Origin of the sequence: Planifilum fulgidum (assembly GCF_900113175.1) — a bacterium.
Lineage (GTDB): Bacteria > Bacillota > Bacilli > Thermoactinomycetales > DSM-44946 > Planifilum > Planifilum fulgidum.
Genome location: NZ_FOOK01000007.1, coordinates 73,039 through 97,725, shown reverse-complemented (window position 1 = coordinate 97,725; position 24,687 = coordinate 73,039). Strand labels below are relative to the sequence as shown.

Genomic DNA, 24,687 nt, shown 5'->3' with positions numbered 1-24,687 from the left:
TCAGTTCGCCCCCCTTCCGCCGATCTTGATGCGCGGATCCACCAACGTGTAAGCGATGTCCACCAGCAGATTGACCAGAAGAAGCAGCGCGGAATAGAAGATGGTCACGCCCATGATCACCGAATAATCCCGGTTGAATATGCTCTCCACAAAATATTTTCCGATGCCCGGAATGGAAAAGATCTTCTCGATCACGAAACTGCCGGTGATGATATCCACCGCCAAGGGACCGATGATGGTGATCGCCGGCAGAATGGCATTGCGGATCGCGTGCCGGGTGATGACCCTCGACGGGGACAGCCCCTTCGCGCGGGCGGTGCGGATGTAATCCTGGCTCATCACCTCCAGCATGCTGGAACGCATCAATCGGGTCATGAGGGCCAAGGGGGTGAAGGACAGGGCAATGGCCGGCAGAATGGTATCCTCGAAGGAACCCCACCCGGCGATCGGCAGAAGATTCCACTCAAGACCGAAATACTTCTGAAAGAGAGGGGCAAGGACGAAACTGGGGACGGCCAGCCCGACCACCGCCAGGAACATGACGGTATAATCCGGCAGCCGATTGTGGCGAATAGAGGCGATAATTCCCATGATCAGTCCCGCCAGCACGGCGACAGCCATCGCCTCCAGGCCCAGCTGGGCGGAGGCGGGGAACCCGTCGGCCAGAATGCTGTTCACATCCCGGGACTCCGATTTGATCGAGGGACCCAGATCGAACATGATCAGATTTTTCATATAAAGGGCATATTGCACCGGCAGCGGCTTGTCCAGATTATAATGCGCCTCCAGGTTGGCGATGATCTGGGGCGGCAACTTCTTCTCCGAAGCAAAGGGACCGCCGGGGGCCAGATGCATCATGATGAAGGTCAGGGTGGCGATCACCCAGAGGGAAATCAGCATGTAAAAAACGCGTTTTCCTATATATCGAAGCACCGGCAACACCTCCTCTGCAGAAAAAGCGGACAAGGGAAAGTCACCCCATGAAGGGGTGACTTTCACCCATGCCTCCATTAATGCTCAAGAATATAGGCATCTCGGAAGTAGACACTCCCGTCCGGGTTCCGCACGACACCCTTCACGTAATCCTGCTCCATGTAGAGATCCGTATAGAAATAGATCGGTGCGATCGGCATTTCGTCCATCAGAATGTCTTCCGCCTTGTGCAGCGCTTCCATGCGGACCTTTTGATCGGCCGTGGATTTCGCTTTCTCGATCAAGGCATCGTACTCCTTATGGCTGAAGCGGGTGTCGTTGTTGCCTCCACCCGTCACCCACATGTCCATGAAGGTCATCGGGTCGATGTAGTCGGGCAACCAACCAAGGCGTCCCACCTGGAAGTCGCCGGACTTGGTCTTGTCCAAATACACCTGCCATTCGGAGTTGCGCAGTTTCACGTCCACCCCGAGGTTTTTCTTCCACATTTGCTGAATCGCTTCCGCGATCTTCTTGTGACCTTCATCGGTGTTGTAATCGATGGTCACCGTGGGAAGCTTGTCATAGCCTTCTTCCTTCATGCCTTCCTCAAGCAGCTTTTTGGCTTCCTCCGGCTGGGCCGTTTCCGGCAGATAGGGATCGCGGGTCTCTACCCAGTCCTTGTTGGCGACAAAGTCCGGGATTCCCCACGGGACGAAACCGGTGGCCGGAACCTGTCCTCCCTGGGTCACGTTTTCGACGATCGACTTGCGGTCGATGGCCAAGGCAAAGGCTTTGCGGATCTTCTTGTTGTTAAAGGGCTTTTTCTCCACGTTGAACATGTAGAAGTAGATCGCCGGAGATTTCTGCGACTTGATCTCGCCGCTCTCCAGCCCTTTTTTCACCAAATCCGGAGGGATGATGATGGAATCCCCTTCATCCAGTTTACCGGACTTGAATTGCTGGTATCCCGTCTCCTCCTTCCCGATGAACGGGAAGTTGATCTGGGTCAGTTTCACATCCTTGGCGCCCCAGTAATGCTCGTTCTTCACCAGCTCGATCTTGGCATCGTGCTCCCAGGTCTTCAGCTTGAAGGGGCCGTTGCCCACGTAGGTGTCGGCCTCGGCGGCCCACTTGTCGTTTTTCTCCGCCACTTTCTTGTTGACCGGGAACAGGGTGTAGAAGCTGGTGAGAGACACGAAGTAGGGCGTCGGCTGCTCCAGCTCCACCTTCAGGGTGTGGTCGTCCACTGCCTTGACGCCGACATCTTCGGCCTTCGCTTTCCCTTTGTTGTACTTCTCCCCGTTTTTCAGGTAGTAGAGCTGGTACGCGTAGTCGGCGGGCGGTTTCTTCTTCGGATCGAGCACCCGCTTCCAGGCGTACTCGAAATCATGGGCGGTCACCGGATCGCCGTTGGACCACTTGGCGTCCTTACGCAGATGGAAGGTGATCTCCTTCCCGTCTTTGCTGACCTCCCACTTCTCAGCCACGGCGGGCTGCGGTTTGCCATCGGGGGCAATCCGGACAAGGCCTTCCATCACCTGGTTAAGTATCGTACCGGACGTTTGGTCCGTAGCGGTTGCCGGATCCAGGCTGGGCGGCTCGCTCCTGACGCGACCCACATTGAGCACCTGTTCTTCGGCGAGCTCCTCACTGCCTTTCCCCTGGTCGGATCCGCCGCCGCAGGCCGCGGTGAAGACCAGGGCAAAGGCGACCAGAATTGCCGAAAGTTTGCCTGTCCATTTGCCCTTTTTCATCAGTCAACCCCCTTGATTAGATCGTTAGTTGCTGTATCGATACATAATGTGTCCTATGATCCATTCTTTAATATATAGGCCTTTTGTACAAGCGGAAATTAAGACCATTTCGAATGGATCATAGTTGCACCTAATTCTTGTTTATTCTCTACAGATTGAAAAATTCCTTCTTGGCAGGGGTGACATCCGAAAAAAATCTTCGGAAGAAGGATGTATCTATATTCCATATTTTCCTATTATCAGGATGCAGAAAAAATGAGATTCATCCGGCACCTTTTGCCGCGATGCCCGCCATCTCGCCCTCGGCCACGTCGAGGCCGAAGGCGGCATGCAGCTCGCGGACGGCTTCCACGGCTCGTTCCCGCGGGATGACGCAGGAGATCTTGATTTCCGAGGTGGAGACCATTTTGATGCGGATGCCCGCATCGGTGAGCGCCGCGAACATCTTCGCCGCCACGCCGGGGCGGGACACCATCCCGGCCCCCACCGCCGAGACCTTGGCCAGTCCGGTCTCATACAGCACCTTGAGGTAGTCCAGTTCCTCCCGGCGGGCCTCGATCACTTCCTTGGCCAGTTCCCCTTCGTCCTCATGAACGCTGAAGGCCACGTCGATCCGTTCCGCATCGTGTTCACTCTGGACGATCATGTCCACATTGATGTGGGCATCGGCCAGAATGCCGAACAGATGGGACAAGGTTTCGATCCGGTTTTTCAGCCCCAACACCTTCATCCGGGCCACGTGCATGTCGTGGGCGATCCCTCTCACATGGCGCTCCGTTTCCAAGTCCTTCGCCTCCTTCACCCAGGTTCCCGGCTCCTCCGAAAAGCTGGACCGGACCACCAGCGGCACCCGGTGCTTCATGGCGCACTCCACCGACCGGGGATGAAGAACCGCCGCGCCCAGATGGGCCAGCTCCAGCATCTCTTCAAAGGAGATTTCGTCCATTTTCCCCGCCCGGGGCACCACCCGCGGATCCGCCGTGAAGACGCCGGGCACATCGGTGTAGATCTCGCAAACCTCCGCCTCAAGCGCCGCCGCCAGCGCCACGGCGGTGGTATCCGAACCGCCCCGCCCCAACGTCGTGATCTCCCCCGTCGCCGTCTTCCCCTGGAAGCCGGCAACGATCACGACCTCACCGCGGTCGAGGCACTCCCGGATCAGCCGGGTGTCGATTTCTTGAATGCGCGCTTTTCCATGGATCTCATCGGTGGTGATCCCCGCCTGCCAACCGGTCAGGGACCGGGCCGGAACCCCCAGTTCCGACAAAGCCATCGCCAACAGGGCGATGGACACCTGTTCCCCGGTGGTGAGGAGCATATCCATCTCCCTGGCCGGGGGGCGGGGACTCACCTGGCGGGCCAAATCGATCAGCTGGTCCGTCGTCTTCCCCATGGCGGACACGGTGACGACGCACGGCTTCCCCTGGGCGTGAACCGCCGCCACCCTCTCCGCCACCCGGCGAATTCTTTCCACACTGCCTACCGACGTACCCCCGTATTTCTGGACGACAATACCCATGATGGTCAGCTCCTCCCCGCTTCCTCATGACTCCCCGAAAAAATGAAAAAGGCCACAGCAGGAAACGAAGCTGTCGCCATACGGTCGATCCAGCCTCACTTACCTCCTGTGAGATAGTGCTCCACGAAAGCCGGCGGTCGGCCTTCGTGACAGTGCCGCCCCTGTTCGGTGACGGCCCCAGGCCACCCTCCCGCGGCCGGAAAGATGACCTTCGGCGGACTCCCCTTTCCCCGCCGGTCAACGGCGGCCGCTGCCTCGCGCCGGGTACTGATGGAGTTCCGCTCCCCTATTTCACATGCAGTGAGGAGTATGTTGTGGTTGTGGTTTTGGATCAAATATTTCTTGTAATCTTATCACAGCCCGGAATCCCTGGCAATGCTTTTCTTTCGAATCGGAGAAAAAAAGGATGTGTCAAAAATGGGAAAACTGCTTTTCTCCGCGCCCTTCCGCCGGGTCTTTCTTTGCGGGTCCCTCTGATCCGTAGTATAATGGGAATGCAAAATCCATCGGGGGTTTTAGACCCCATCGGAGTGTGAGCTTTATGATAAGCAACATCGGAGTACCCGGTTTGATCCTCATCCTGGTGGTGGCATTGCTCCTGTTCGGCCCCAGCAAATTGCCGGAATTGGGACGGGCCGTGGGACGGACTCTTCGGGAATTCAAGGAATCCTTCAGCGGGGCGGACGAAACCCGTACGGACAAACCGGAAAAATCCTCCCAAGAGCAATCCAAATGACGAAAGGACCAGCCCTCAGCGCCGAAGAAGGTCTGAGGGCTTTTTGCCGCGGCACAAAGTGCGCCGCCCGGCAGAAAGCCCTCATGCCTCCTCCCCGCCGTTCATCCTGCAAGCCCGGCAGTAATCCGCCGGTTCGTTCATGTTGAACAGGGCAAGCCGGGGATCCGCCACCGCCGCGATGGCTTCCCGCTCCACAAACCGTGTCCGGATCCGCCGGAGAAACCGAATGACGCTGAGATCCCCCGCTTCCAGGGACATTTCAAGGGGACCCAGACATTCCTTGGTGTACACGGCAAACAGGGGATGCGGGCGGTCGCCGAGGCGGGGAACGGAAGCATCATCGCCGGCGAGATGCGCAAAGAGCAGGTCGGCGAGGGCCCGGGAAACGAAGGGCATGTCGCAGGCAACCACCAGATTGACCCGGTGGCGGGAATGGGCAAGCCCCGCATGGATGCCCGCCAGGGGGCCCTTTCCCGGGAAGCGGTCGCCGATCAATGGAACCTCCAGGTGGCGATAGGCCTCCGGACGATTGGTCACCACCAGCGGATCGCCCCAGCCCTGCAGCCGGTGAAGCACCCGCTCGATGACGGGCCGCCCCCCCACGGGCATCAGCGCCTTGTCCCTCCCCATCCGCCGGGATTGTCCTCCGCACAGAACGATCAGTCCTCTCCCCATCATCCCTTTTCTCCCGCAGAGGAGGAAGAAGAACCCGCCGGTTCCTCGGAACGCAGGGCCTCAATGATTTTTCGGGCCAATTTGTCCCCGATCCCCGCCTTCCGGTACTCCTCGATGGTGGCGTTTTTCATCCGTTCGATGGAGCCGAAGTGACGGAAAAGCTGGCGCTTCCGCTTTTCTCCCACACCGGGGATGTCATCCAGACGGGAGCGGATCATCGTCTTCCTCCGCACCTGCCGGTGGAAGGTGACGGCAAAGCGGTGAACCTCCTCCTGTATGCGCTGGATCAGGTAAAACTCCTGGCTCCTGCGGTCAAGGCGCACCTCCCGGGGGGGATCCCCCGCCAGCAGGCGGGCGGTCTGATGCCGTTCATCCTTGACCAGACCGCCGACGGGAATAAACAGCCCCAACTCGTTCTCCAGCACATCCACCGCCGCTCCCATCTGCGCCTTCCCTCCGTCCACCAGAATCAGATCCGGCAACGGCAAATCCTCCCGCAACACCCGGGTGTAGCGGCGGCGTATCACCTCCCGCATCGTCTCCACATCGTCCGGCTTGTTGACGGTGCGGATCTTGTATTTCCGGTATTCCTGCTTTGCCGGCCGGCCGTCCAGGAAAACCACCATCGCCGACACGGGATCCGTTCCCTGGATGTTGGAATTGTCGAAGGCCTCGATTCGCCGGGCCGCTCCGATTCCCAGGATTTCTCCCAGCCGCCGGGCCGCCTGGACCGTCCGCTCCTCGTCCCTCTCCATCAAGCGGAACCGCTCCTCCAGAGCGATCCGGGCGTTTTCCGCCGCCATGTCGACCAGTTTTTTCTTCAATCCCCGCTGAGGAACGCGCACATGGACGCCCTTCAGCCATTGGCCCAGCCACTCGGTGTCGGTCCCGACCGGCAGATAGATCTCCTTGGGCAGGGCGGGTGTTTCGTGATAAAACTGCGTCACGAAGGAATGGAAATCTTCTTCCGGATCATGATAATGGGGAAAGATGGAAACTTCCCGCTCGATCAACTTCCCTTGGCGGACGAAAAAGACCTGGACGCACATCCAGCCCTTGTCCACCGCATACCCGAACACATCCCGGTCGATATCGTCGTTGAAAATGATGTTTTGCTTGGTCATCACCGCATTGATATGATGAATCAGGTCGCGCAGTTCCTTGGCCCGCTCAAAATCCAGCCTTTCGGCGGCCTCTTCCATTTTCTTCCGCAGATCCCGCTCCACTTCCCGGTAACCCCCGCTCAAAAAGCGGACAATTTCCCGGGCGATCGCCTCTTCCTGACTCGGATCCACATCAAACTCGCAGGGGGCCAGGCATTGCCCCAGATGATAATAGAGGCAGGCCCGCTTGGGCAGGGTTTTGCACTTGCGCAGGGGATACAACTTGTCGAGAAGCTTTTTCGTCTGCTGTGCCGCCCCGGCGTTGGGATAGGGGCCGAAATATCGGGAACCGTCCTTCTTTTTCTTTCGGGTCACTTCCAGACGGGGATGCTTCTCCCGGGTCAACCGGATATAGGGATAGGATTTGTCGTCCTTAAGCAGGACATTGTAGCGGGGACGGTGCTTCTTGATCAGGTTGCACTCCAGGATCAACGCCTCCGTCGGCGTTCCGGTGACAATCACCTCCACATCGGCGATTTGCGACACCAGCAGCTGGGTTTTTCCGTCATGGCTGCCGGTAAAGTACGAGCGCACCCGGTTGCGGAGGCTTTTGGCCTTGCCGACGTATAATACCTCCCCTTTCTCGTCTTTCATCAGATAACACCCCGGCTGATCCGGGAGCAGGGCCACTTTTTCCTTTACCCGATCCTTCACGGGACCTGTTCCTCCCTTCCGATCATTTCACTATTGTACCACAAGGCCTCCCGCAGCCCGTGAATCTTACGGATCGGCAACATGAAAAAACGGATTTACTCTTTCCCCGAAATCCAATATGATGGACGCATAACGGCGTGGAGACGACCGTTTTTTCTTTCCGACGGGACTTGCCACATCCGAAAAATCGACATGGCGTAAGAAAGGAGGAAACCGACTTGACACAGTCCTATTTCGGCACACTGAAGCGTCATGGAGTCAAATTGTCTGTGGCCCTGTTCCTCGGTTACCTGTTTCATGTGGCGATGGCTTATCTGGCCGCTTTTTTGCTGATCATCTTCGCCGTTTTCATCGGGGCGGTTGCATCCTTACTGGATGCGGAACCTTCGGAACACGGGAAAATCGTCCTCGGAGCGGTCTTTTTTCTTCTCCTGTTCCTCGCCGGCACTCTGCCGCAAAGCTTCTTCACCGCCGGAGCCTACGGGGCTGCGGCTGCCTGCGTTTTCCGCGGGAAGTCGACCATCGGCTCCTTTTTTTCTGAGGGATTCAGGAACCTGTGGAAAATGTTCGGTCAGCAGGTCCTTTTGGTCCTTTTTTTGATGGTTGCCCTTTTGCTTGTGATTTTCCCCTTCGGCCTGCTCGTCCGAACGGAGGAACCCCCCCACATCCTCATATTCCTGTTCCTCCTCATCCTTGCAGGATATTTGTGGGTGTCCCTTCACGCCCCGCTTTTTCTGGTCGTGGAACGGACGGGAGTATGGAATTCAATCCTCCTCTCGTTTCGGCTGATCATGAAAAAACCGGGGCAAACCCTTCTGTCGGGCCTCTTCGCCCTGGCCATCCTTCTGGGCATTCTTTTGCTGGCCGCATCCATACTGATTGTCCTCCCTCTCCTTTTTATGAACCTGATGGAAGAAAACGGGGCGGTCGCGGCTTTGGTCATTTTGGGCATCCTGTGCTTCCTCCCCGTGATTCCCTATGCCTTCGCCGCCGCCCTGCTGGCCGTCGTCCACCGGTACAGCACCCGCTTTCGCCACGTCCTTTTTCCCGAATCTCATCAGGACGGGGAAGCCGCCGGAGCAGCGCCCGTGCCCGATCAATAATTTGCCGTCCCTCACACCGATTTCCCAATACACCGCAATATTTCTCGGTTTAGACGATCAGGCGGATTTACTTTTTTCCCGAAATTCGGTACCATGTGTTCGTGACGGCGTGGAAGCGTCCGTCATTTTTCTATCTGAATGTGACGGACTTCGTATTTACTTCCCAAGGGAGATACAATATCTTGAAAGGAGGAAATTCGTTTGACGGAATCCTACTTTGACACACTCAAGCGCCACGGACTCAAATTGTCCGTTGCCATGTTTCTCGGCGGTTTGCTTTACTCGGCGTTCTATTACGTGGCGCTGATCCTGTACGTGATCGTTGCTTTTCTCCTGATCGCGATATTTTCATCGGCCTCTTACATACTCGAGGGCGATACGGATCAGCTCGCCGACAATCTCGCTTCCGAACCCGGAGGGATGGTTCTGATCGCAGTGCTGATCCTGCTTTTTTTCGTCACCCTCTTACTGCCGCACAGTTTCTGGACCGCCGGAGCCTATGGAGCCGCCTCCGCCTCGGTCTTCCGCGGCGAATGGTCCATCGGATACTTTTTCACGACGGGATTCAGGCACTTGTGGAAAATGTTCGGTCAGCAAATCCTATTGATCCTTTTTTTCATAGGGCCCGCCCTGCTCATGCTGCCCTTCATCAGTTTTCTCGCTGTAAACGGGGGCTCGGAAGTCGTCCTCCTGATCTTTCTCTTGCTGTTTTTCATTCTGCTCTTTGTCCTGTCCATCGGATATCTCTGGATATCCCTGCACTCTCCTCTGATCATGATCGCTGAACGGACGGGAGTTTGGGACTCGATCCGCCTCGCGTTTCGGCTCACCGTCAAAAAACCGGGGCAAACCCTTCTGTCCGGTCTCATCGCCCTGGGCATCTCTTTGGGCGCCTACGGTTTGGTCTTGCCGATTGTTTTCGTCCTTTTCATTCTGTTTGACGTTCTGACGGGAGGAAATGAGATCGTTCGGGTGATTTTGGGCATCTTCTTATTGTTGACCATTCTGTTTGTCGCTTACTACGCCCTTTCCGCGTCCCTGCTGTCCATCGCCCACCGGTACAAGACACGGCTTCGCAGCTATCTCTTCCCGGAAGATCCGGACCGGGAACGAGCCTTTGTCGGGACAACACCCGGTTATGCCCCGAACAATTGGTGATTTTGGAGGGAAAGGGATGGAAAACTACTTTGAACTGTTGCGCCGTCACGGACTGACACTGTGGCTCGGCAATATTGTCGGTTCTCTGGTCGCGGGAGTCATCTTCGCGGTCATGACCATCATCATCGCCCTCATCGGCCTGCTGCTCCTCGTCCTGATTGCGGGAGGGATGATCGGATCGATTATGGATCCTTTTAACCCCGAATCCCCGGATCCCTTTGCCGCCGCGATGGACAAGGCGGCCGTCCCGGTACTGATCGGGTTGCTGATTTTCAGCATCTTTTTCATCCTGGCTTTTTTCCTTTACTCGGGTTTTACCTCCGCAGGCATGAACTCGATGGTAAACCATGCGGTCTTCGAAGACCGGTCCTCGCTTCAGATCTATTTCACCCAGGGATTGCGCTTTATGTGGAAAATGGCGGGTCAGCAATTCCTGCTCTTTCTCTTTTTCATCCCCTCCATCGTCCTGTTTGCTCTGGGAATCGTGATCTTCGCAGCCGGGCTCATGGAAGGGAATGAGAGTCTGCTATTGGTCAGTTTGTTGCCCCTCCTTGTCGCCACCATCCTGACCATCGTGCTGGCCCTTGTCTTTCTTCACGCTCCGGTGATCCTTGTGGCGGAAAACACGGGGATCTGGAAGGCCATCGCCCTTTCCGGCCGGCTTTTTACGCGGTCCTTCGGGCAGGTCTTCCTTTCCGGTTTGATCATTTTTCTCATCAATTTTGCGTACGGATTGTTCCTGATTCTGCTTTCGGAGTTCTTCGGGTTCAACTCCTTTGATCCGGCCAGTTCCGCCGAACTAAACCCGGGTCTTCAATTTCTCTTCAGCCTGATTCAGTACGCCCTCGGCGCTCTGGTCAATGTGTTGTGGCTCCTGGCGGTGTTCGTCCGCTACCGGAACCGGCTCCGTCCCCGCCTTTTCCCGGATGAAAACAGCGGGACCATCGGCGGCATGAAAACGATCTGGGGATAAACCAAAAAAAAGGCTGTTGACCGTCGTCAGGGTCAACAGCCTTTTTTCGCGGGGAAGTCAAGGATCACAAATAGGGGTCGAGCCATTCCCGCAGCTGTTCTTTGGGCTGGAAACCGACCATTTTGGAGACCATTTCGCCGTCTTTAAACACCATCAGGGTCGGAATGCTCATCACCCCGAAACGGCCCGCCGTCTCCGGGTTGTTATCGACATTCAATTTGGCGATCTTCAGCTTGTCGCCGATCTCGTTGTCCAGCTCCTCCAAGACGGGAGCGATCATTTTGCACGGACCGCACCAAGGAGCCCAAAAATCGACCAGCACGGTCCCCGATTTCACTTCCTCGGAAAAATTCTGGTCCGTCACATCGACGATGGCCATTGTTGTTTAACCTCCTCAATTCACCGAGTTCCGATCCGACGAACATAGTATACCACTCCGCGGCGAAGGATCCAAGGTATTTCGGTTGACGAAAAAACGAGAGATTGCCCCAAAGGGGGCGCCTTTCGCCGCTTTTTGCCGAAAACGCGCAGGCGGGATCCGTCAAAGCGCAAGGTGGCGGCGAAGCCGTCTTCACCGGCCGAAAAAGTGCGGCAGACTCACGGTCTGCCGCACCGGGCACGAAATCAGTTGGATTCGGCCAGGACCTTCTTGAATTCCTCCGTCAGCATCGGAACCACTTCAAACAGATCTCCCACGATGCCGTAATCGGCCACGTTGAAGATGTTCGCCTCCGGATCCTTGTTGATGGCGACGATCACCTTGGAGTTGGACATACCGGCGAGGTGCTGAATGGCGCCGGAGATCCCGCAGGCGATGTAAAGATCCGGCGTGACCACTTTTCCGGTTTGGCCGATCTGCAGGGAGTAATCGCAGTATCCGGCATCGCAGGCGCCCCGGGATGCGCCCACGGCGCCTCCAAGGACATCGGCCAGTTCCTGAAGGACTTTAAATCCCTCCGCACTTTTCACGCCCCGACCGCCGGAAACAATGATCCGCGCCTCCGTCAGATCCACACCGCCGGCGGTCTTGCGAACCACCTCTTTCACGATGGTCCGCAGGGAATCGGCGGAAATCGCGACATCCAGCTCCTCCACCTGGGCGGAACGGGAAGTGTCCGCCTCCCCCGCCGGAATGTTGTTGGGACGGATCGTCGCAAAGACGGTCCCTTCCTTCACCGCCTTTTTCACAAAGGCCTTTCCGGCGTAAATGGGCCGGGTGAAAATGATCCGTCCGTCCGCCGGCTGCACATCGGTGCAGTCGGAAATGAGCCCCCATCCCATCCGGGCGGCGATCCGCGGGCTCACATCCCGTCCGATGGCGGTATGCCCGGTGAGGATGACGTCGGGATGCACCTTGTCGATCACTTGTTTGAAGGCCTGGAAATAGGCATCCGTGGTATATTGGTCCAGCTTCTCATCGGTGGCGACGACCACCTTGTCGGCGCCGTGATGGGCGAGCGTGTCCGCAAATTCCTTCGCTTTGCTGCCGAACACGGCGGCCGTGATGGTTCCCCCCTCAGCGACCCGCCGCGCCGCCGCCAGGCACTCCAGGGAGACATTCCGCAATCCCCCGTCCCGCACTTCGGCCAGTACCAATACGTTTCTGCTCATGGACGTTTCCCCCTTGCAGTCTGCATGGTCTTCTCAAGCCGCTTTTTACCGTGCCGCAGGCGTTGAAACAGCCCCTGCCGGGATCAGATCACCTTTGCCTCGTTCCGGAGCAACTGAACCAGTTCCTTCACCTGATCGGACAGCTCGCCTTCCAGGATCTTCCCGCCTTCCTTCTTCGGCGGAAGGAAAATTTCCAGCGTTTCCGTCTTGGCTTCGATGTCCTCCTCATCCAGGTCCAGATCGTCCAGGTCCAGACGCTCCAGGGGCTTTTTCTTCGCCTTCATGATCCCCGGGAGGGAAGGATAGCGCGGTTCATTCAGCCCCTGCTGGGCCGTCAACAGGATGGGCAGTTTGGACTGAATGATTTCCACGTCCCCCTCCACGTCCTTTTCCACTTCCACGTTTTCGCCGTCGATGGTCAATTTGGTGATGGTGGAGATGTGGGGAATTCCGAGCAATTCCGCCAAGCGGGGCCCCACCTGCGCCGAGCCGTCGTCCACGGCCATGTATCCGCACAGGATGATGTCGTACTCCTGCTCCTTGATCACCTCGGCCAAAATTTTGGCGATGGTGTATTCATCGGCATCTTCCAAATCCTCGGAATCCACGATGATTCCCTTGTCGGCCCCCATGGCCATGGCCGTGCGCAACGCTTGTTCCGCCCGCTCCGGCCCCACGGTGATGACCGTCACTTCCCCCCCGTGCTCTTCCTTCAGCTTGATGGCTTCCTCCACGGCATATTCATCGTAGGGGTTGATGACAAATTCCACCCCGTCTTCGCTGATTTTGCCGTCCTCGAGAACGATGCGCTCCTCGGTGTCGAAGGTTTGCTTCAGGCAGACCAAAATGTTCATGCATTACCCTCCTTCTCAGACTGAGCCTCCCTCTGCTGAGGGGCATCCTTGCCCATTCCGTAGAGGAACAGGCGATGGATGGGTTCCACCTGGTCCATCAGGCTGTACTTGCAGCCGTTGGCGATCCAGGACGTGACGGTTTCATCCAAGGTGCCGAAAATCATCCGGCGGGCGACCCGTACATCGACATCCGGGCGAAAAATCCCCTGCTCGATCCCGGAGCGGATGATGTCGTCGATGACATCCATGTACTTTTTCAGGGTTTCCGCAATCCCCTTGCGCACCTTCCGGTTGGATTGCCGCAGTTCGATCTGCGTGACGATCGCCATCTTCGGATTGTTTTCCAGGTGCGCAAAATGGAGGCGCATCAGCTCCCGGAGCTGGTCCGGCGCGGAGTCGACACGGGCGATGGCTTCCCGGACGGTCTCGATGAAGGCCCCCATCTTCTCATTGAAGAGGGAGATCAGCATATCGTCCTTGTTTTCGAAATAGAGATAGATCGTCCCGTCGGCCACCTTTGCCTCCCGGGCGATTTTGGACACCTGGGCGTTGTGGTAACCGTTTTCGGCGATGACGCGGATGGCGGCGTCAATGATCGCCTCATATTTTTCCCCGGTCCGTTTGGCCATGCCATTCCCTCATTCCTTAATGAATGACCATTCATTCAATTTCTAGTTTATTACGCAAAACAGACCCCTGTCAACTTTTTTCGTCAAAATTGCGGATGAAAGCGCAACCGAAAAACATTATACCATGTCGGATCGCCCCGGGAACAAAAGAAATCGGCAACTTTCAAGAAAAACGTGGAAATCGCCGCTTGTCGGAAATGCTTGCCGTGGCCGGGGGTTTTCATCGCCGCTTCGCCCCCGTCACTTCTTCTTCTCTTCTTCGACCAACACCCGCCGGAGAATCTTCCCCACGGTCGTCTTGGGCAATTCGGAGCGGAACTCGTAAAGTCGGGGAACCTTGTAAGCCGCCAGGCGCTCCCGGCAGTAGGCATCCAGTTCCTCCTCCGTGATCCTCTCCCCTTCCTTGAGGACGATAAACGCTTTCACGGTTTCCCCCCGATAGGGATCCGGAACACCGACGACGGCCGCCTCCTGAATCGCCGGGTGTTCGTACAGCACCTCTTCCACTTCCCGCGGATAGATGTTGAATCCGCCGGCGATGATCACGTCCTTCTTTCGGTCCATGATGGCGAAATAACCTTCCTCGTCCATGAAAGCCATATCTCCGGTGCTCAGCCAGCCGTCCTTGAGCACCTTTTCCGTCTCCTCCGGCCGGTTCCAATATCCCTTCATCACCTGGGGACCGCGAACCTGAAGCTCGCCGACCTCTCCCTGCTTCACCTCTTCGCCGGTTTCCGGATTCACAATCCGGCATTCGGTGTCCGGCCACGGAAGGCCAATCCTGCCGGCTTTCCGACGGCCCCAGATGGGATTGGCGTGGGTGACGGGGGAAGCCTCGGTCAATCCGTATCCTTCGACCAGGCGACCGCCGGTCAAATTTTCAAACCGCTCCTGCACCTCGACGGGAAGGGGGGCGGACCCGCTGAGGCAGGCTTCGATGGAAGAAAGGTCGTACTTTTCGATGTCGGGATGATTGATCAGGGCCACATACATCGTGGGGGCACCGGGAAAGAGCGTCGGCTTCTCCTTGGCGATCGTCTTGAGGACTTGTCCGGCGTCAAACCTCGGCAGGAGGATCATCGTCGCCGCCATGTACACGGAATAATTCATCACCACGGTCATGCCGTAAACGTGGAAAAAGGGCAAAATGCCCAAGGTTTTTTCTTTTCCCTTCCGCCCCCGGTACATCCACGCGGCGCACTGGACCGTGTTGGCCACCAGATTGCGATGGGTGAGCATCGCCCCCTTCGCAAGCCCCGTGGTTCCGCCGGTATACTGGAGCAGGGCGAGCTCGTCGGGGGATTCGACGGGCATCGTCACCGGATCCGCCGGCGCTTTCCGGATCAGTTCGGAAAAGCGGTGGATGTTATCCCCGTAGGAAATGTCCACCCGATTGCCTTCTTTGAGCATTTTAAGCGGATACAGGATGTTCTTCGGGAAGGGAAGATAATCCTTGATGCTGGTGACGATGACGCGCTTCAGCGGGGTTTCGTCCATCACCCGCTTCACCTTGTCGAACACCAGATCCACGCAGACGATCGTCTCCGCGCCGGAATCCGTCAGCTGGTGTTTCAATTCCCGCTCCATGTACATCGGATTGGTCTGAACGACAACCGCCCCGGCAAACAGCGTGCCGTAATAGGCGATCACCGCCTGGGGCGAATTGGGCAGCATGATCGACACCCGTTCCCCTTTGCGCACTCCCAGATCCTTCAGGGCATGGGCAAAGCGAAAGACATCATCCAAAAGTTCCCGGTAGGTAATCCGTTTTCCCATGAAGTGAACGGCGTCCCGGTCGGGAAACTCCCGGGCCGACTCCAAAAGAAAATCCGTCAAATACGCTTCGGGGTACTCCAAAGTTGCGGGGACTTCTTCCGGGTAATACTGGTGCCAGATCTTCTTTTCCGTCATTGGAAACCCTCCCGACTGAATGAATAGTCATTCAATAATGGGGATACTTAGTCGTGGTTTTATTTGGATGGTTTCCACACCATTTTAACGAACTTTTCATCCGATTTGAATCACTTTTCTTGGAAATCCCCGGATGAAGGGCCTTTTCATCGGGCGGAAAAAGGCCCTTCGCACCTCCTTTCGAGGCCAAGGCAAGGGGCGGGCGCACCTATCCCTCCCGGCGATCCGGATCCGACGGAGAAAGGACCCGCGGCCGTTTCGATTTGATCGGCATGGGCGAACGGACCATCACATCCCACAGCGCCTTCCCGTTGAAGGGAACCAGCGGCCACATATAGGGCGTGTTGAGGCACCGGGTCGTCGCCAGGACGAAAAACCAGATTCCCACGGTGAGAATCAGCCCCGGCAGCTTCCCCAGGGCGACCCCGACGAGGAAAAAGAGTCGGGATATCTTGTTGGCCAGGCCCAGCTCATAACTGGGAGTGGCAAAGGTGCCGATGGAGGCCAAGGCCACGTACAGAATCACCTCCACGTTGAACAGCCCCACTTTCACCGCCATTTCCCCGAGCAGAACGGCGGCGATCAAACCCAGGGCCGTGGCCAGGGGGGACGGCGTGTGGATCGACGCCATCCGCAGGATCTCCACCCCCACTTCCGCCGTCAGGATCTGCAGAAAGAGGGGGACATCCCCGATCTTCTCCGGTCCGAGAAAGCGCAGATCCGCGGGGAGGAGATCCGGCTCCAGAACGAACAGATACCACAGGGGGATCAAAAAGAGGGAAGCCCCGATCCCGAGAAACCGAACCCAGCGGAGAAACGCCCCCACCCCCGGTTTCTGCCGGTATTCCTCCGCATGCTGCAGATGGTGGAAAAAGGTGGTGGGAGTGATCATCACGCTGGGGGATGTGTCCACGTAAATCAACACGTGTCCCTCCAACAGATGGACCGCCGCCACGTCGGGCCGTTCCGTGAAACGGACCATCGGATAGGGATTCCAGAAGCGCCGGAACAGATACTCCTCCAGGCTCTTCTCCGCCATCGTCAATCCGTCCACCTCAATTTGGCTCAGGGTGCCCCGGATCGTCTCCACCAGCTCGGGATCCGCCACATCCTCCAGGTAAGCGATGCAGATGTCGGTTTTTGAGCGGGTGCCCACCTGCATGTACTCCATGCGAAGGGAAGGATCCCGGAGCCGACGGCGGGTCAGGGCGGTGTTGAAGGTGAGCGTCTCCACAAAACCGTCCCGGGAGCCCCGCACCACCCGCTCCACGTCCGGTTCCTCCGGATTGCGGGCGGGATACGTTCGGGCATCGATCAGGATGGCCTCTTCTTCCCCGTCCGCCAGCAAGGCCAGCGGACCGGACAGGACCGCCGTCACCACATCGTCGATTTTCTTCGTCGATTCCACTTCCAGATAGGGCAGATGGGTGCGGATCAGCCGGTTGATCGTCCCGGGAACGAGATCCTTCCGTTCCAGCTTGGATAAGTGATCCATCACCCGGTTCAGGATGTCGTCCTTGGCGAAGCCGTCCACAAAATACAGGGCGAAATCTTTTCCGCCGTAAGTGAGCTCGCGACAGATCACATCGAAGCTTTTCCCCACGCCGAGCACCCGGTTCAAAATCTCGACATTTTTCCGGAGGGAACGATCAACGGTAAGCTCCTTCAGCTTTTCCTTCTCCGACCTGTTCAGAGGAGATCCCTTCCTTCAAACGCGTTTCCCGATGCTGATCCCCATTATTTCCAGCCGGATTCGAAGGCAAACGCTTCCGCCAGATCCGCTCGAGGAAAAAGACGGCCAATGTTCCGACGAGGAGCCCGTTTTCGAGCACGTATCTCACCGCCGGGGGAAACGTCTCAAAGAACGGGGTGGGGAGAAACATCGTCCCGATTCCCAACACCAGGCTGATGCCAAAAATCGTCGCCCTCCGCTCGTCCAGGGGTTGTTCCATCACCGTCCTCACCGCGGTGCCCGCCATCTGGACAAAGGAGGCCAAGAGGGCGGCATAGACGACGGGACCCGGAATGGAGGCCAGCGCCTCCGTCCAAGGCGGAACCAGGGAAACCCCGATCATGAGCAGACAGGCGATCAGGAAGGGGCCCCTTCCCCTTTCCCCGGTCAGCCGGACAAAACCCGCCGACACGGAGAGGGGAACCATCCCGCCCGTGGAAAACAGGGCGGACAAGCCGTGGTTGATCCCGCTCACCCATCCGCCCCGGGTCAGCTCCCGGATATCCACGTCGCTGCGACCGCGAACCGCCTCGCCGACGGCCGCCAGACTGGCCACCATGTTGGACAGCAGGACGAATGCGACCAGAATTCCGGTTATCGCCGACTCCATTCCGATGTGCGGAGGCCCCCATTCCAGCACGGTCGGAAGCGGCGAACCGGCCGAGCTCTCCGCCCCGGAGGCCCGCCCAAAGGCGGAGAAAAGGATCCAGCCGGCGAGCATCCCGATCAGCATCGCATAACTTTTCCACCAACCTTTCCCGACGGCGGACAAAAGGAGGACGAGAAAAAACACCCCCAGGGCGGTCCAGGCGGAAAGCGGATCAAAACCGCCGTTTGCACCCGTCAACATTCCCTGAAAAAAGATTCCGCTCAGCTGAGAGACGAGCAGCAGCAGATAAGTCCCCGTCACCAGGGGCGTGAAAAGGGGAAGCAGCCTTTTCATCCATCCCGTCATGGAAAGGATCAAGAAACACCCCCCGGTGACCAGCATCGCCCCCTCCAGCGACTGCAGCACCTCCCGGGCATCGCTCCCCCGCGCGAGGGCCTGACTCCCCAGGATGGCGAACACTCCCATCCAGATGCCCGCGGGTCCGTCCATCAGGGGCAGCCGGTGCCCCAGCCATCCCTGAAGCAGCGAACCGACCGCCACCACCAAAAACGTCCGCTGCATCAGGGCGGCGGTTTCCGCAGAGGTGAACTGGAAAATCTCACCGATCACCACCGGCAGCGCCACCGTGTTGGCCACCAAAAAGATCAGCCACTGCACGGCGGCAATGGCTTCAGCTCCCCAACGGCGCACCTTTGAATTCTCCATCCTATCCCTCCCTACCTCGAATTCACAGATCCTGGGTCAAACAAGTCTTCAGGGACTCCCTTTCATCGGAAAGGGGCGGCAGCAATCGCCGCACCCCCGGCTTTGGGCTTTATCATCGGCCCATCATTTTTTTCCTTCCTCCTGTTTGCTACAATAACAGGTGCAACCTCAGACACCGGACGGGAGGATGACCTGTGGCACAGCTCCCCGACAAATATCTGGAACAGATGAACGAACTCCTGAAGGATGAATATCCCGCCTTCCTCGCCACCTATGAGAAACCGGCTTCCAAAGGCCTCCGGGTGAACACCCTCAAAATCGGGGTGGAGGAGCTTCTCCGGCGGGTCCCCTTTCGCCTGGAACCGATCCCCTGGTGCAGGGAAGGCTTTTATTTCGAACCGGAGGAGGATCGTCCGGGAAAACACGTTTACCATGCCGCCGGGCTGTACTACATCCAGGAACCCAGCGCCATGGCCCCGGTGGAAGCCCTGGATCCCCGGCCGGGGGAACGGGTGTTGGACCTTTGCGCCGCTCCCGGAGGGAAAACGACCCAAATCGCCGCCCGCATGCGGGGCCGGGGACTTCTGGTGGCCAACGAGATCGATCCCCGGCGGGTCAAAGTGCTGGTGGAAAACCTGGACCGCTTGGGCGTGAGCCACGCGGTGGTCCTGAACGAGGCGCCGTGGAGGCTGAGCCGCCGTTTTGTCGGTTTCTTCGACCGGATCCTGGTGGACGCCCCCTGCTCCGGCGAAGGCATGTTCCGCAAGGATCCCGACGTGTGCGGACGGTGGAGCCCGCGGGCCACCCGCCGCTGCGCCGACGTGCAGCTGGAGATCCTGGACTCAGCCGCCGCGATGCTCCGTCCCGGCGGGCGGCTCACCTATTCCACCTGCACCTTCAATCCGGTGGAAAACGAGGAAGTGATCCTCCGCTTTCTGGAAAACCATCCGGAATTTGAACTTGAGCCCGTCCCCGGGGCGGAACATTTCCAAAAGGGACGCCCCGACTGGGTTGACGGTCCGCCGGAGCTCGCCCGTTCCGCCCGGCTGTGGCCCCATCGCCTCCGGGGGGAAGGACATTTCGTCGCCGTCATGGAAAAGACCGGCGGTCCGGAAGGAACGGCCCCGCGTCCCGGTTCCTTTCCGCCCGTCTCCGCCGACGCCATAAACAAACTGAAGCAGTTCGCCCGGGAAACGCTGGCGGAAGATCCCCCGGACGGCCCCTTCACCCTGTACGGGGAGCATCTGTATCTTTTGCCGGGTTCTCTCCCCACCCTGAAGGGGCTCAAGGTGGAACGCCCGGGATGCTATCTGGGACAGGTGAAAAAGGGGCGATTCGTCCCCTCCCACTCCTGGGCGATGACCCTGACGCCGGACCGCGTCAAGCGATCCGTCTCCTTCGCCGAGGAAAGCCCCGAACTTCACCGTTACCTCCGCGGGGAGACGCTGCCCCATTCCGGGGAAAAGGGATGGGTCCTGGTGGCCGTCGACCGCTTTCCCCTCGGCTGGGGAAAAATCTCCGGAGGAATGCTGAAGAATCACTTTCCCAAGTGGTTGCGGTGGGATTGAACCCCCGGGAAGGGAACCTTTACGCGGCCTTCCTCTCCCCCTCCCTTTCCCGGGAAAGCCTTCTCGCCCACCGGTAAACAAACAGCGATGCCAGCACAAACAGGCCGCCGATCAGGAACATGCTCCGGTAGCCCCACCAGCCGACAAACAGCCCCAGCACGAAGGAGCCGAGGCCGATTCCCGCGTCCATTGCGATCAAATAGGTGGCGGTGGCCGCCCCCCGCCGTTTCGCCGGCACCTCCGCGATGACCAACGCCTGAACGGAGGGCTGAATCGCCCCGTAGCCGAAACCGATCAATCCCGCCCCGGCATAGAACAGCACCGGGCCATCGGCCAGGCCGAGGGCGGCCATTCCCGCCAGATACAGCAGAAAGCCGGGAATGACCGCGGAGTCCGGCCCCCTGCGGTCATAGATTTTTCCAGACACCATCCGGGACAGGACCAGGGCCAGGGCATAAACGACAAAATATCCTCCGGCCATTCCGGGATTCCCCAGCTCGACGGCATAAAGCGAAATAAAGGAGATGACGCCGCCGAACACGATCGCCGGCCCCACCAGGGAAAGGGAATACGGGACCGCCCGCATCTCCAGCCATCGCTTGAGGCCGCGCTCCGTCCCATCGGAACGCGCCTCCGCCCCGGAATGACGGATCGGCAGGGAGAACAGCAAGGCCAGGGCCGCCAAGCCGGCGCCGACAAGAAAGAGCAGCGGATACGATCCGTGTTGAACAAGCGCCATGCCGAGGGCGGGGCTGAGAATCATGGCCACCATCGAGGAAACGCCGAAGATCCCCAAGCCTTCCCCCCGCCGGCCGGGCGGCACCCGGTCCGCCACCACCGTCGCCGCGGCGGTGGTGGCCATGCCGAAGGCGGCGCCGTGAAACAGCCGCAAAAGCAGGAGAAAAACCAAGCTGAAGGCCGCCAGATAGGCCGATGAGGCCGCGGCGAACAAGGCCAGCGACAGGATCAAAAGGCGCCGCCTTCCCCACCGGTCCAATCCGATGCCGGAGACGGGCCGGGCCAGCACCGCCGCCACCGTAAACACGCCGACGATCAGCCCCGCCTGTCCCGCCGCTCCCCCCAGCTCATCCACCACATAGATGGGAAGGGTGGGCAGCAACATGAAAAAACCGGCAAACATAAAAAAATTGACCGCGCAAATCAGGATGAAATCCTTTGTCCACAAGCGCTCCCTCATCTCTCCACCCCTTTCGGTGCCTTCCGAATCCCGCATGAACCGTCCCCTGGCGCCCATATATTTACATTAACAGAAGCGACAGGGGGATGATCGCGGTGAACGAGACGGAAGAACGGACCCGCCTTGTGCCCTATGGCCCGCTGACCCTGGGACTGATTCAACCGGAATGGCTGTTTACGTACCATTACTTCCCGGAAGAACCGGACGAAGAAGAGCACCCGCCAGAAGAATCCGGAAAAGAGAAAGCCGGGATCCGGATCCATTTCCGCGCCAGGCGGGATCCGGCGCCCTGAACGGGAGGCCCGCATCCGGCGCGAAAAAGGCGAACCGATGTCGGTCGCCTTTTTCGCATTTGTCCGGCCTGCGGGTTTTCATCCATAAAGGTTCATGAGACAAACTGATTCACGAAGTGTTCCGGGTTGAGCGATTCCCCCGTCGCTTCCTCGATCAGGACCCTCCAGCCGCTCCGGTCTCCCGGCAGAAACACCTTTTCCAGGAAAAAGCGGCCGGTCTCCTCGGTGAAAAGCGATGTCGCCCCGTTTCGGCGAAGGGCGGCGTCAAACTGGGAAGCCGTCAGTTCCCCCAGCAGGTAATTTTGATAATACACCGGGGCGATGGTGAAATGAATCTTCGACGCCCAATGGGGCTCATCCGTTTCCTCCGGCGGATTCACATACTGAATCTCCCGGACCAGCTTCCACCACAGGCGGTTCAGGTCCTGATCGGGATCGCGGTACAGCTCCCTCTCAAAGGTGACGAAGGTGATGATCCAGCGGGCAACGATCAGCATCTGCCGCTTCAGCATCTTCTCCACCTGGGGCATGATCCGCGAAAGCTCCGCCCGGTCCACCCGGGGAAATCGCTCCAGCCACTCCCGGTTCCGGGTGAGGCGGCCGAAAAACATCGCGACGGCCTCGGTCGTGAAAATGTGGGCGGGAGTGCGCAGGATGAAGGGCAGATTCCGATCCCCGTACTTATCGTATACGGCGTGGCCGAACTCGTGCAGCATGGTGGACATCCAGTATTCATTGTCCCGGATGTTGCACAGAACCCGAACGTCTCCCCGGCGATTCATATCCAGGCAGAAGGCGTGCTGGTTTTTCCCTTCCCGCTCGTACAGGTCGCTTTTGGCGAGCAAATCCCGGATCTCCAGCCCGAGGGCGGAAAAGGTGTCGGCGGTCAGTTTTTCGATGTTTTTCCCCCGGTAATGGACATCCATATCCAGGCCGGGCACCGGCGGGGCTTCCTGAAAAAAGGGATCCGAATAATGCCACGGCCTCAGCTCCTGAGGCTCCAGCCCGAATTTCGCCCCCAGTTCCGCATCGATTTCCCCCTTGAGCCGCCGGAAGGGCTCGTCGGTCAACTCCTTGAGCCGCTGAAACAGGGAGAACACCTCATCCCGATCCAACTCGGTGAGATGAAATTTCATCTGATGGTGATCCTCGAACCCCAGCCCGCGCGCCGCCTCGTTCCGGAGTTTGACCAGCCGGATCAGGCCCGCCTCCACTTCCCGGCCGATCTGCTTGCTTGCCCGCCACACCTTTTCCCGCTCCTCGGAATCGGTGCTCTCGGCCAGGACGTTGCGCACCTGGTTTTCCGTCACCTTCCGCCCGTCGACGGTGCCGCGGAAGGTGTTGAAGATATTGCTCAGCTCCGATGAAAGGCGGATCATTTCATCCAGCAATTCCGCAGGCACCTGGTTTTCCAGCGCTTCCTGATAGAGGCGATCCAGCTGCCGCCGCTCCAGGGACCCCTCCGGAACCTTTTCCCTCAGTTCGGCAATCCGCTCAAACCGTTTCCGGTCGGCAAAGTGCCGCCGATACTCCCTTTCCGCCTCCACTTCCGCCTCCTGCCACTTCTTCTCCCCGGTGGTGTTCACCATCCACACGGCATGGGCCACCCGCTCGGACAAACGGGCAACCTCCTCGTTCTCCTCCCGCAAAAAGCTCTGTACGTCCAAAGCTAATCCTCCTTCCCGCAAAGGGGAAAATCTGGTCGTTGAGCCTCCCGGTATTATGGCCCATGTTATCAGAATATCAGAAAAAGGGAAGTCGCAGAACTCCTGAGATCCTCAGACACCTTCGAAAAGGGGCGGCCGCACGATGGATGGAGTTTAAGCGCCTTTCCGCCTTCATCCTTGCTTTCCCTCCCTGCCGATCGGGCCGGGAAAAGGAACATCGCAGCTTCGGCCCAGCTCCTCCAGATCCGACACCACTTCCCTGGAAAGGGGAATGCCTTCCCTCAATCTCCTGCGGATTCTCCGCTCCCGCCCCTCACCGGGATACAGAATCTCCTCCGCCCCTTCCGCCCGGGGAACCGCCTTCAGCTCCCGCAAAAATTGTTCCATCCGCCGAAAATACGTATCGATCGGCATCCATCGGGAAATGTCCATCAGAATAAAAAAGTGCCCCACATCGGCGGCCGCATGCCCTTCTTCGTAGAGGTTTCGCACATGGGGCCCGAAGGCGGCGCCGCTCAGCACTCCGGACAGCACCTCCACCGCCGCGGCGAGGGCGTACCCTTTCACGCCGCCGACGGGCAGCACCGCCCCCCGGAGCGCCTCCGCCGGATCGGTGGTCTCTCTGCCCTCCCTGTCGACGGCCCAGCCGGGCGGGATGGGTTGACCCCGCCGGGCGGCGAGGATGATTTTGCCCCGGGCGACGACGCTGGAGGACATGTCGACGATCAGGGGAGGGCCCTTGCGGGTCGGAAACCCGAAGGCGACGGGATTGGTTCCCAAAAAGGCCCTTTTCCCTCCGTGGGGGGGAATGCCCGGCGGCGAATTGGTCAGCGCCATCAGCGCCAGGTTTTTTCGACAGGCCCATTCGCAGAAATAGGAGGCGGCGCCATAATGGTTGCTCCTGCGGATCGCGATTCCGGCAAGCCCCGACTGCCCGGCCACGGAAACGGCCGCCTCCAGCGACCGCATGGCCACCACCTGCCCCAGGCCGTTGCCCCCGTCCACCCGGAGGACAGCCCCCGACCGCGCGATGCGAATATCCGGCCGGGCGGCGATCCGCCCCTCGCGGACGCGCTTCGCATAGATCGTCAGCCGGCTGATCCCGTGGCTGTCGATGCCCGCCAGATCGGAACGGATGAGGGAATCGCTCACCGTCTCCGCATCCCCTGCGGGAACCTTCAGGGAAGTCAGCACGGCCTTTGCAAACCGATGCAGATCCTCCGCCCGGTACCGCTTCATGCCCATGTCGTCACCTCCCG

General features: G+C 58.8%; 21 protein-coding genes and 1 riboswitch. Of the genes, 6 read left to right on the top strand and 15 right to left on the bottom strand.

Translation table 11 applies throughout. The features are described from left to right. The 3 genes from BM063_RS05960 to BM063_RS05950 form a co-directional block, all read right to left on the bottom strand. Positions 1-933, bottom strand: coding sequence for an ABC transporter permease (locus BM063_RS05960; protein ID WP_092036854.1), 933 nt, complete (start codon positions 931-933; stop codon positions 1-3). A 77-nt stretch (positions 934-1,010) separates the two neighbouring features. Beyond that, positions 1,011-2,669, bottom strand: a complete 1,659-nt coding sequence (locus BM063_RS05955) for a peptide ABC transporter substrate-binding protein (RefSeq protein WP_092036852.1) — start codon at positions 2,667-2,669, stop codon at positions 1,011-1,013. Positions 2,670-2,931: 262 nt separating this feature from the next. Further along, complete coding sequence (locus tag BM063_RS05950) at positions 2,932-4,188, bottom strand: aspartate kinase (RefSeq protein WP_092036850.1); 1,257 nt, start codon at positions 4,186-4,188, stop codon at positions 2,932-2,934. Positions 4,189-4,294: 106 nt separating this feature from the next. Next, positions 4,295-4,485: riboswitch (Lysine riboswitch) on the bottom strand. Between the two features lie 244 nt (positions 4,486-4,729). On the opposite strand from BM063_RS05950, the gene tatA reads away from it, so the two are divergent. After that, entirely contained in the window at positions 4,730-4,924 is a 195-nt protein-coding gene (tatA, locus tag BM063_RS05945; protein WP_092036848.1) for a twin-arginine translocase TatA/TatE family subunit, read from the top strand. Between the two features lie 81 nt (positions 4,925-5,005). Here the strand turns inward: tatA and mobA are convergent, their stop codons facing one another. Continuing rightward, positions 5,006-5,602: a molybdenum cofactor guanylyltransferase gene (gene mobA, locus BM063_RS05940; RefSeq protein ID WP_092036846.1), complete on the bottom strand. Its 597-nt coding sequence runs from the start codon at positions 5,600-5,602 to the stop codon at positions 5,006-5,008. After that, a complete protein-coding gene (gene uvrC / locus BM063_RS05935; protein WP_092036843.1) occupies positions 5,599-7,416 on the bottom strand; it encodes an excinuclease ABC subunit UvrC in 1,818 nt (605 codons plus the stop codon). Before uvrC ends, mobA begins: the two co-directional genes overlap by 4 nt. A gap of 218 nt (positions 7,417-7,634) precedes the next feature. Between uvrC and BM063_RS05930 the strand changes: the two genes are divergently transcribed. The 3 genes from BM063_RS05930 (at position 7,635) to BM063_RS05920 (ending at position 10,650) form a co-directional block, all read left to right on the top strand. Further along, positions 7,635-8,519: a hypothetical protein gene (locus BM063_RS05930; protein WP_092036841.1), complete on the top strand. Its 885-nt coding sequence runs from the start codon at positions 7,635-7,637 to the stop codon at positions 8,517-8,519. Positions 8,520-8,720: 201 nt separating this feature from the next. Beyond that, positions 8,721-9,677 (top strand): hypothetical protein, encoded by a 957-nt coding sequence (locus tag BM063_RS05925; protein ID WP_092036839.1) that lies wholly within the window; start codon positions 8,721-8,723, stop codon positions 9,675-9,677. A 16-nt stretch (positions 9,678-9,693) separates the two neighbouring features. Further along, positions 9,694-10,650 carry a hypothetical protein gene (locus tag BM063_RS05920; RefSeq protein ID WP_092036837.1) on the top strand — a complete coding sequence of 319 codons (957 nt, stop codon included), beginning with the start codon at positions 9,694-9,696 and terminating at the stop codon, positions 10,648-10,650. A gap of 64 nt (positions 10,651-10,714) precedes the next feature. Here BM063_RS05920 and trxA read toward each other — a convergent pair whose 3' ends face one another. The 7 genes from trxA to BM063_RS05885 all read right to left on the bottom strand — a co-directional run bounded on the left by trxA (position 10,715) and on the right by BM063_RS05885 (position 18,702). Further along, positions 10,715-11,029, bottom strand: a complete 315-nt coding sequence (trxA, locus tag BM063_RS05915) for a thioredoxin (RefSeq protein ID WP_092036835.1) — start codon at positions 11,027-11,029, stop codon at positions 10,715-10,717. Between the two features lie 245 nt (positions 11,030-11,274). Beyond that, positions 11,275-12,261: an electron transfer flavoprotein subunit alpha/FixB family protein gene (locus BM063_RS05910; protein WP_092036833.1), complete on the bottom strand. Its 987-nt coding sequence runs from the start codon at positions 12,259-12,261 to the stop codon at positions 11,275-11,277. Between the two features lie 83 nt (positions 12,262-12,344). After that, positions 12,345-13,115: an electron transfer flavoprotein subunit beta/FixA family protein gene (locus BM063_RS05905; protein ID WP_092036831.1), complete on the bottom strand. Its 771-nt coding sequence runs from the start codon at positions 13,113-13,115 to the stop codon at positions 12,345-12,347. Continuing rightward, positions 13,112-13,744, bottom strand: coding sequence for a fatty acid metabolism transcriptional regulator FadR (locus tag BM063_RS05900; RefSeq protein ID WP_092036829.1), 633 nt, complete (start codon positions 13,742-13,744; stop codon positions 13,112-13,114). Before BM063_RS05900 ends, BM063_RS05905 begins: the two co-directional genes overlap by 4 nt. Positions 13,745-13,984: 240 nt before the next feature. Continuing rightward, the gene (locus BM063_RS05895) at positions 13,985-15,655 is read right to left on the bottom strand and encodes a long-chain-fatty-acid--CoA ligase (RefSeq protein WP_092036827.1); all 1,671 of its coding nucleotides are present in this window, start codon (positions 15,653-15,655) and stop codon (positions 13,985-13,987) included. A 208-nt stretch (positions 15,656-15,863) separates the two neighbouring features. Continuing rightward, positions 15,864-17,276 (bottom strand): spore germination protein, encoded by a 1,413-nt coding sequence (locus tag BM063_RS05890; protein WP_245752103.1) that lies wholly within the window; start codon positions 17,274-17,276, stop codon positions 15,864-15,866. 28 nt (positions 17,277-17,304) lie between these two features. Next, a complete protein-coding gene (locus BM063_RS05885; protein ID WP_092036823.1) occupies positions 17,305-18,702 on the bottom strand; it encodes a purine/pyrimidine permease in 1,398 nt (465 codons plus the stop codon). Positions 18,703-18,896: 194 nt separating this feature from the next. Here BM063_RS05885 and BM063_RS05880 point away from each other — a divergent pair, with 194 nt between their 5' ends. Beyond that, positions 18,897-20,270, top strand: a complete 1,374-nt coding sequence (locus BM063_RS05880) for an RsmB/NOP family class I SAM-dependent RNA methyltransferase (RefSeq protein WP_092036821.1) — start codon at positions 18,897-18,899, stop codon at positions 20,268-20,270. A gap of 19 nt (positions 20,271-20,289) precedes the next feature. Here the strand turns inward: BM063_RS05880 and BM063_RS05875 are convergent, their stop codons facing one another. Next, a complete protein-coding gene (locus BM063_RS05875; protein ID WP_177199011.1) occupies positions 20,290-21,504 on the bottom strand; it encodes an MFS transporter in 1,215 nt (404 codons plus the stop codon). A 59-nt stretch (positions 21,505-21,563) separates the two neighbouring features. Here BM063_RS05875 and BM063_RS05870 point away from each other — a divergent pair, with 59 nt between their 5' ends. Continuing rightward, the gene (locus BM063_RS05870) at positions 21,564-21,761 is read left to right on the top strand and encodes a hypothetical protein (protein WP_143085247.1); all 198 of its coding nucleotides are present in this window, start codon (positions 21,564-21,566) and stop codon (positions 21,759-21,761) included. Between the two features lie 92 nt (positions 21,762-21,853). Here the strand turns inward: BM063_RS05870 and BM063_RS05865 are convergent, their stop codons facing one another. Beyond that, the gene (locus tag BM063_RS05865) at positions 21,854-23,428 is read right to left on the bottom strand and encodes a M2 family metallopeptidase (RefSeq protein WP_092036815.1); all 1,575 of its coding nucleotides are present in this window, start codon (positions 23,426-23,428) and stop codon (positions 21,854-21,856) included. A gap of 171 nt (positions 23,429-23,599) precedes the next feature. Then, on the bottom strand, positions 23,600-24,673 hold the full coding sequence (locus BM063_RS05860; RefSeq protein WP_218154416.1) for an Ldh family oxidoreductase: 1,074 nt from the start codon (positions 24,671-24,673) through the stop codon (positions 23,600-23,602). Positions 24,674-24,687: the final 14 nt, after the last annotated feature.

Bases quoted from the DNA above. Each gene is read 5' to 3' on its own strand.
- BM063_RS05885 (WP_092036823.1), bottom strand. From the start codon at position 18,702: ATGGAGAATTCAAAGGTGCGCCGTTGGGGAGCTGAAGCCATTGCCGCC.
- BM063_RS05910 (WP_092036833.1), bottom strand. From the start codon at position 12,261: ATGAGCAGAAACGTATTGGTACTGGCCGAAGTGCGGGACGGGGGATTG.
- BM063_RS05920 (WP_092036837.1), top strand. From the start codon at position 9,694: ATGGAAAACTACTTTGAACTGTTGCGCCGTCACGGACTGACACTGTGG.
- BM063_RS05860 (WP_218154416.1), bottom strand. From the start codon at position 24,673: ATGGGCATGAAGCGGTACCGGGCGGAGGATCTGCATCGGTTTGCAAAG.
- BM063_RS05895 (WP_092036827.1), bottom strand. From the start codon at position 15,655: ATGACGGAAAAGAAGATCTGGCACCAGTATTACCCGGAAGAAGTCCCC.
- BM063_RS05905 (WP_092036831.1), bottom strand. From the start codon at position 13,115: ATGAACATTTTGGTCTGCCTGAAGCAAACCTTCGACACCGAGGAGCGC.
- tatA (WP_092036848.1), top strand. From the start codon at position 4,730: ATGATAAGCAACATCGGAGTACCCGGTTTGATCCTCATCCTGGTGGTG.
- BM063_RS05875 (WP_177199011.1), bottom strand. From the start codon at position 21,504: ATGCGGGATTCGGAAGGCACCGAAAGGGGTGGAGAGATGAGGGAGCGC.
- mobA (WP_092036846.1), bottom strand. From the start codon at position 5,602: ATGATGGGGAGAGGACTGATCGTTCTGTGCGGAGGACAATCCCGGCGG.
- trxA (WP_092036835.1), bottom strand. From the start codon at position 11,029: ATGGCCATCGTCGATGTGACGGACCAGAATTTTTCCGAGGAAGTGAAA.
- BM063_RS05950 (WP_092036850.1), bottom strand. From the start codon at position 4,188: ATGGGTATTGTCGTCCAGAAATACGGGGGTACGTCGGTAGGCAGTGTG.
- BM063_RS05900 (WP_092036829.1), bottom strand. From the start codon at position 13,744: ATGGCCAAACGGACCGGGGAAAAATATGAGGCGATCATTGACGCCGCC.
- BM063_RS05955 (WP_092036852.1), bottom strand. From the start codon at position 2,669: ATGAAAAAGGGCAAATGGACAGGCAAACTTTCGGCAATTCTGGTCGCC.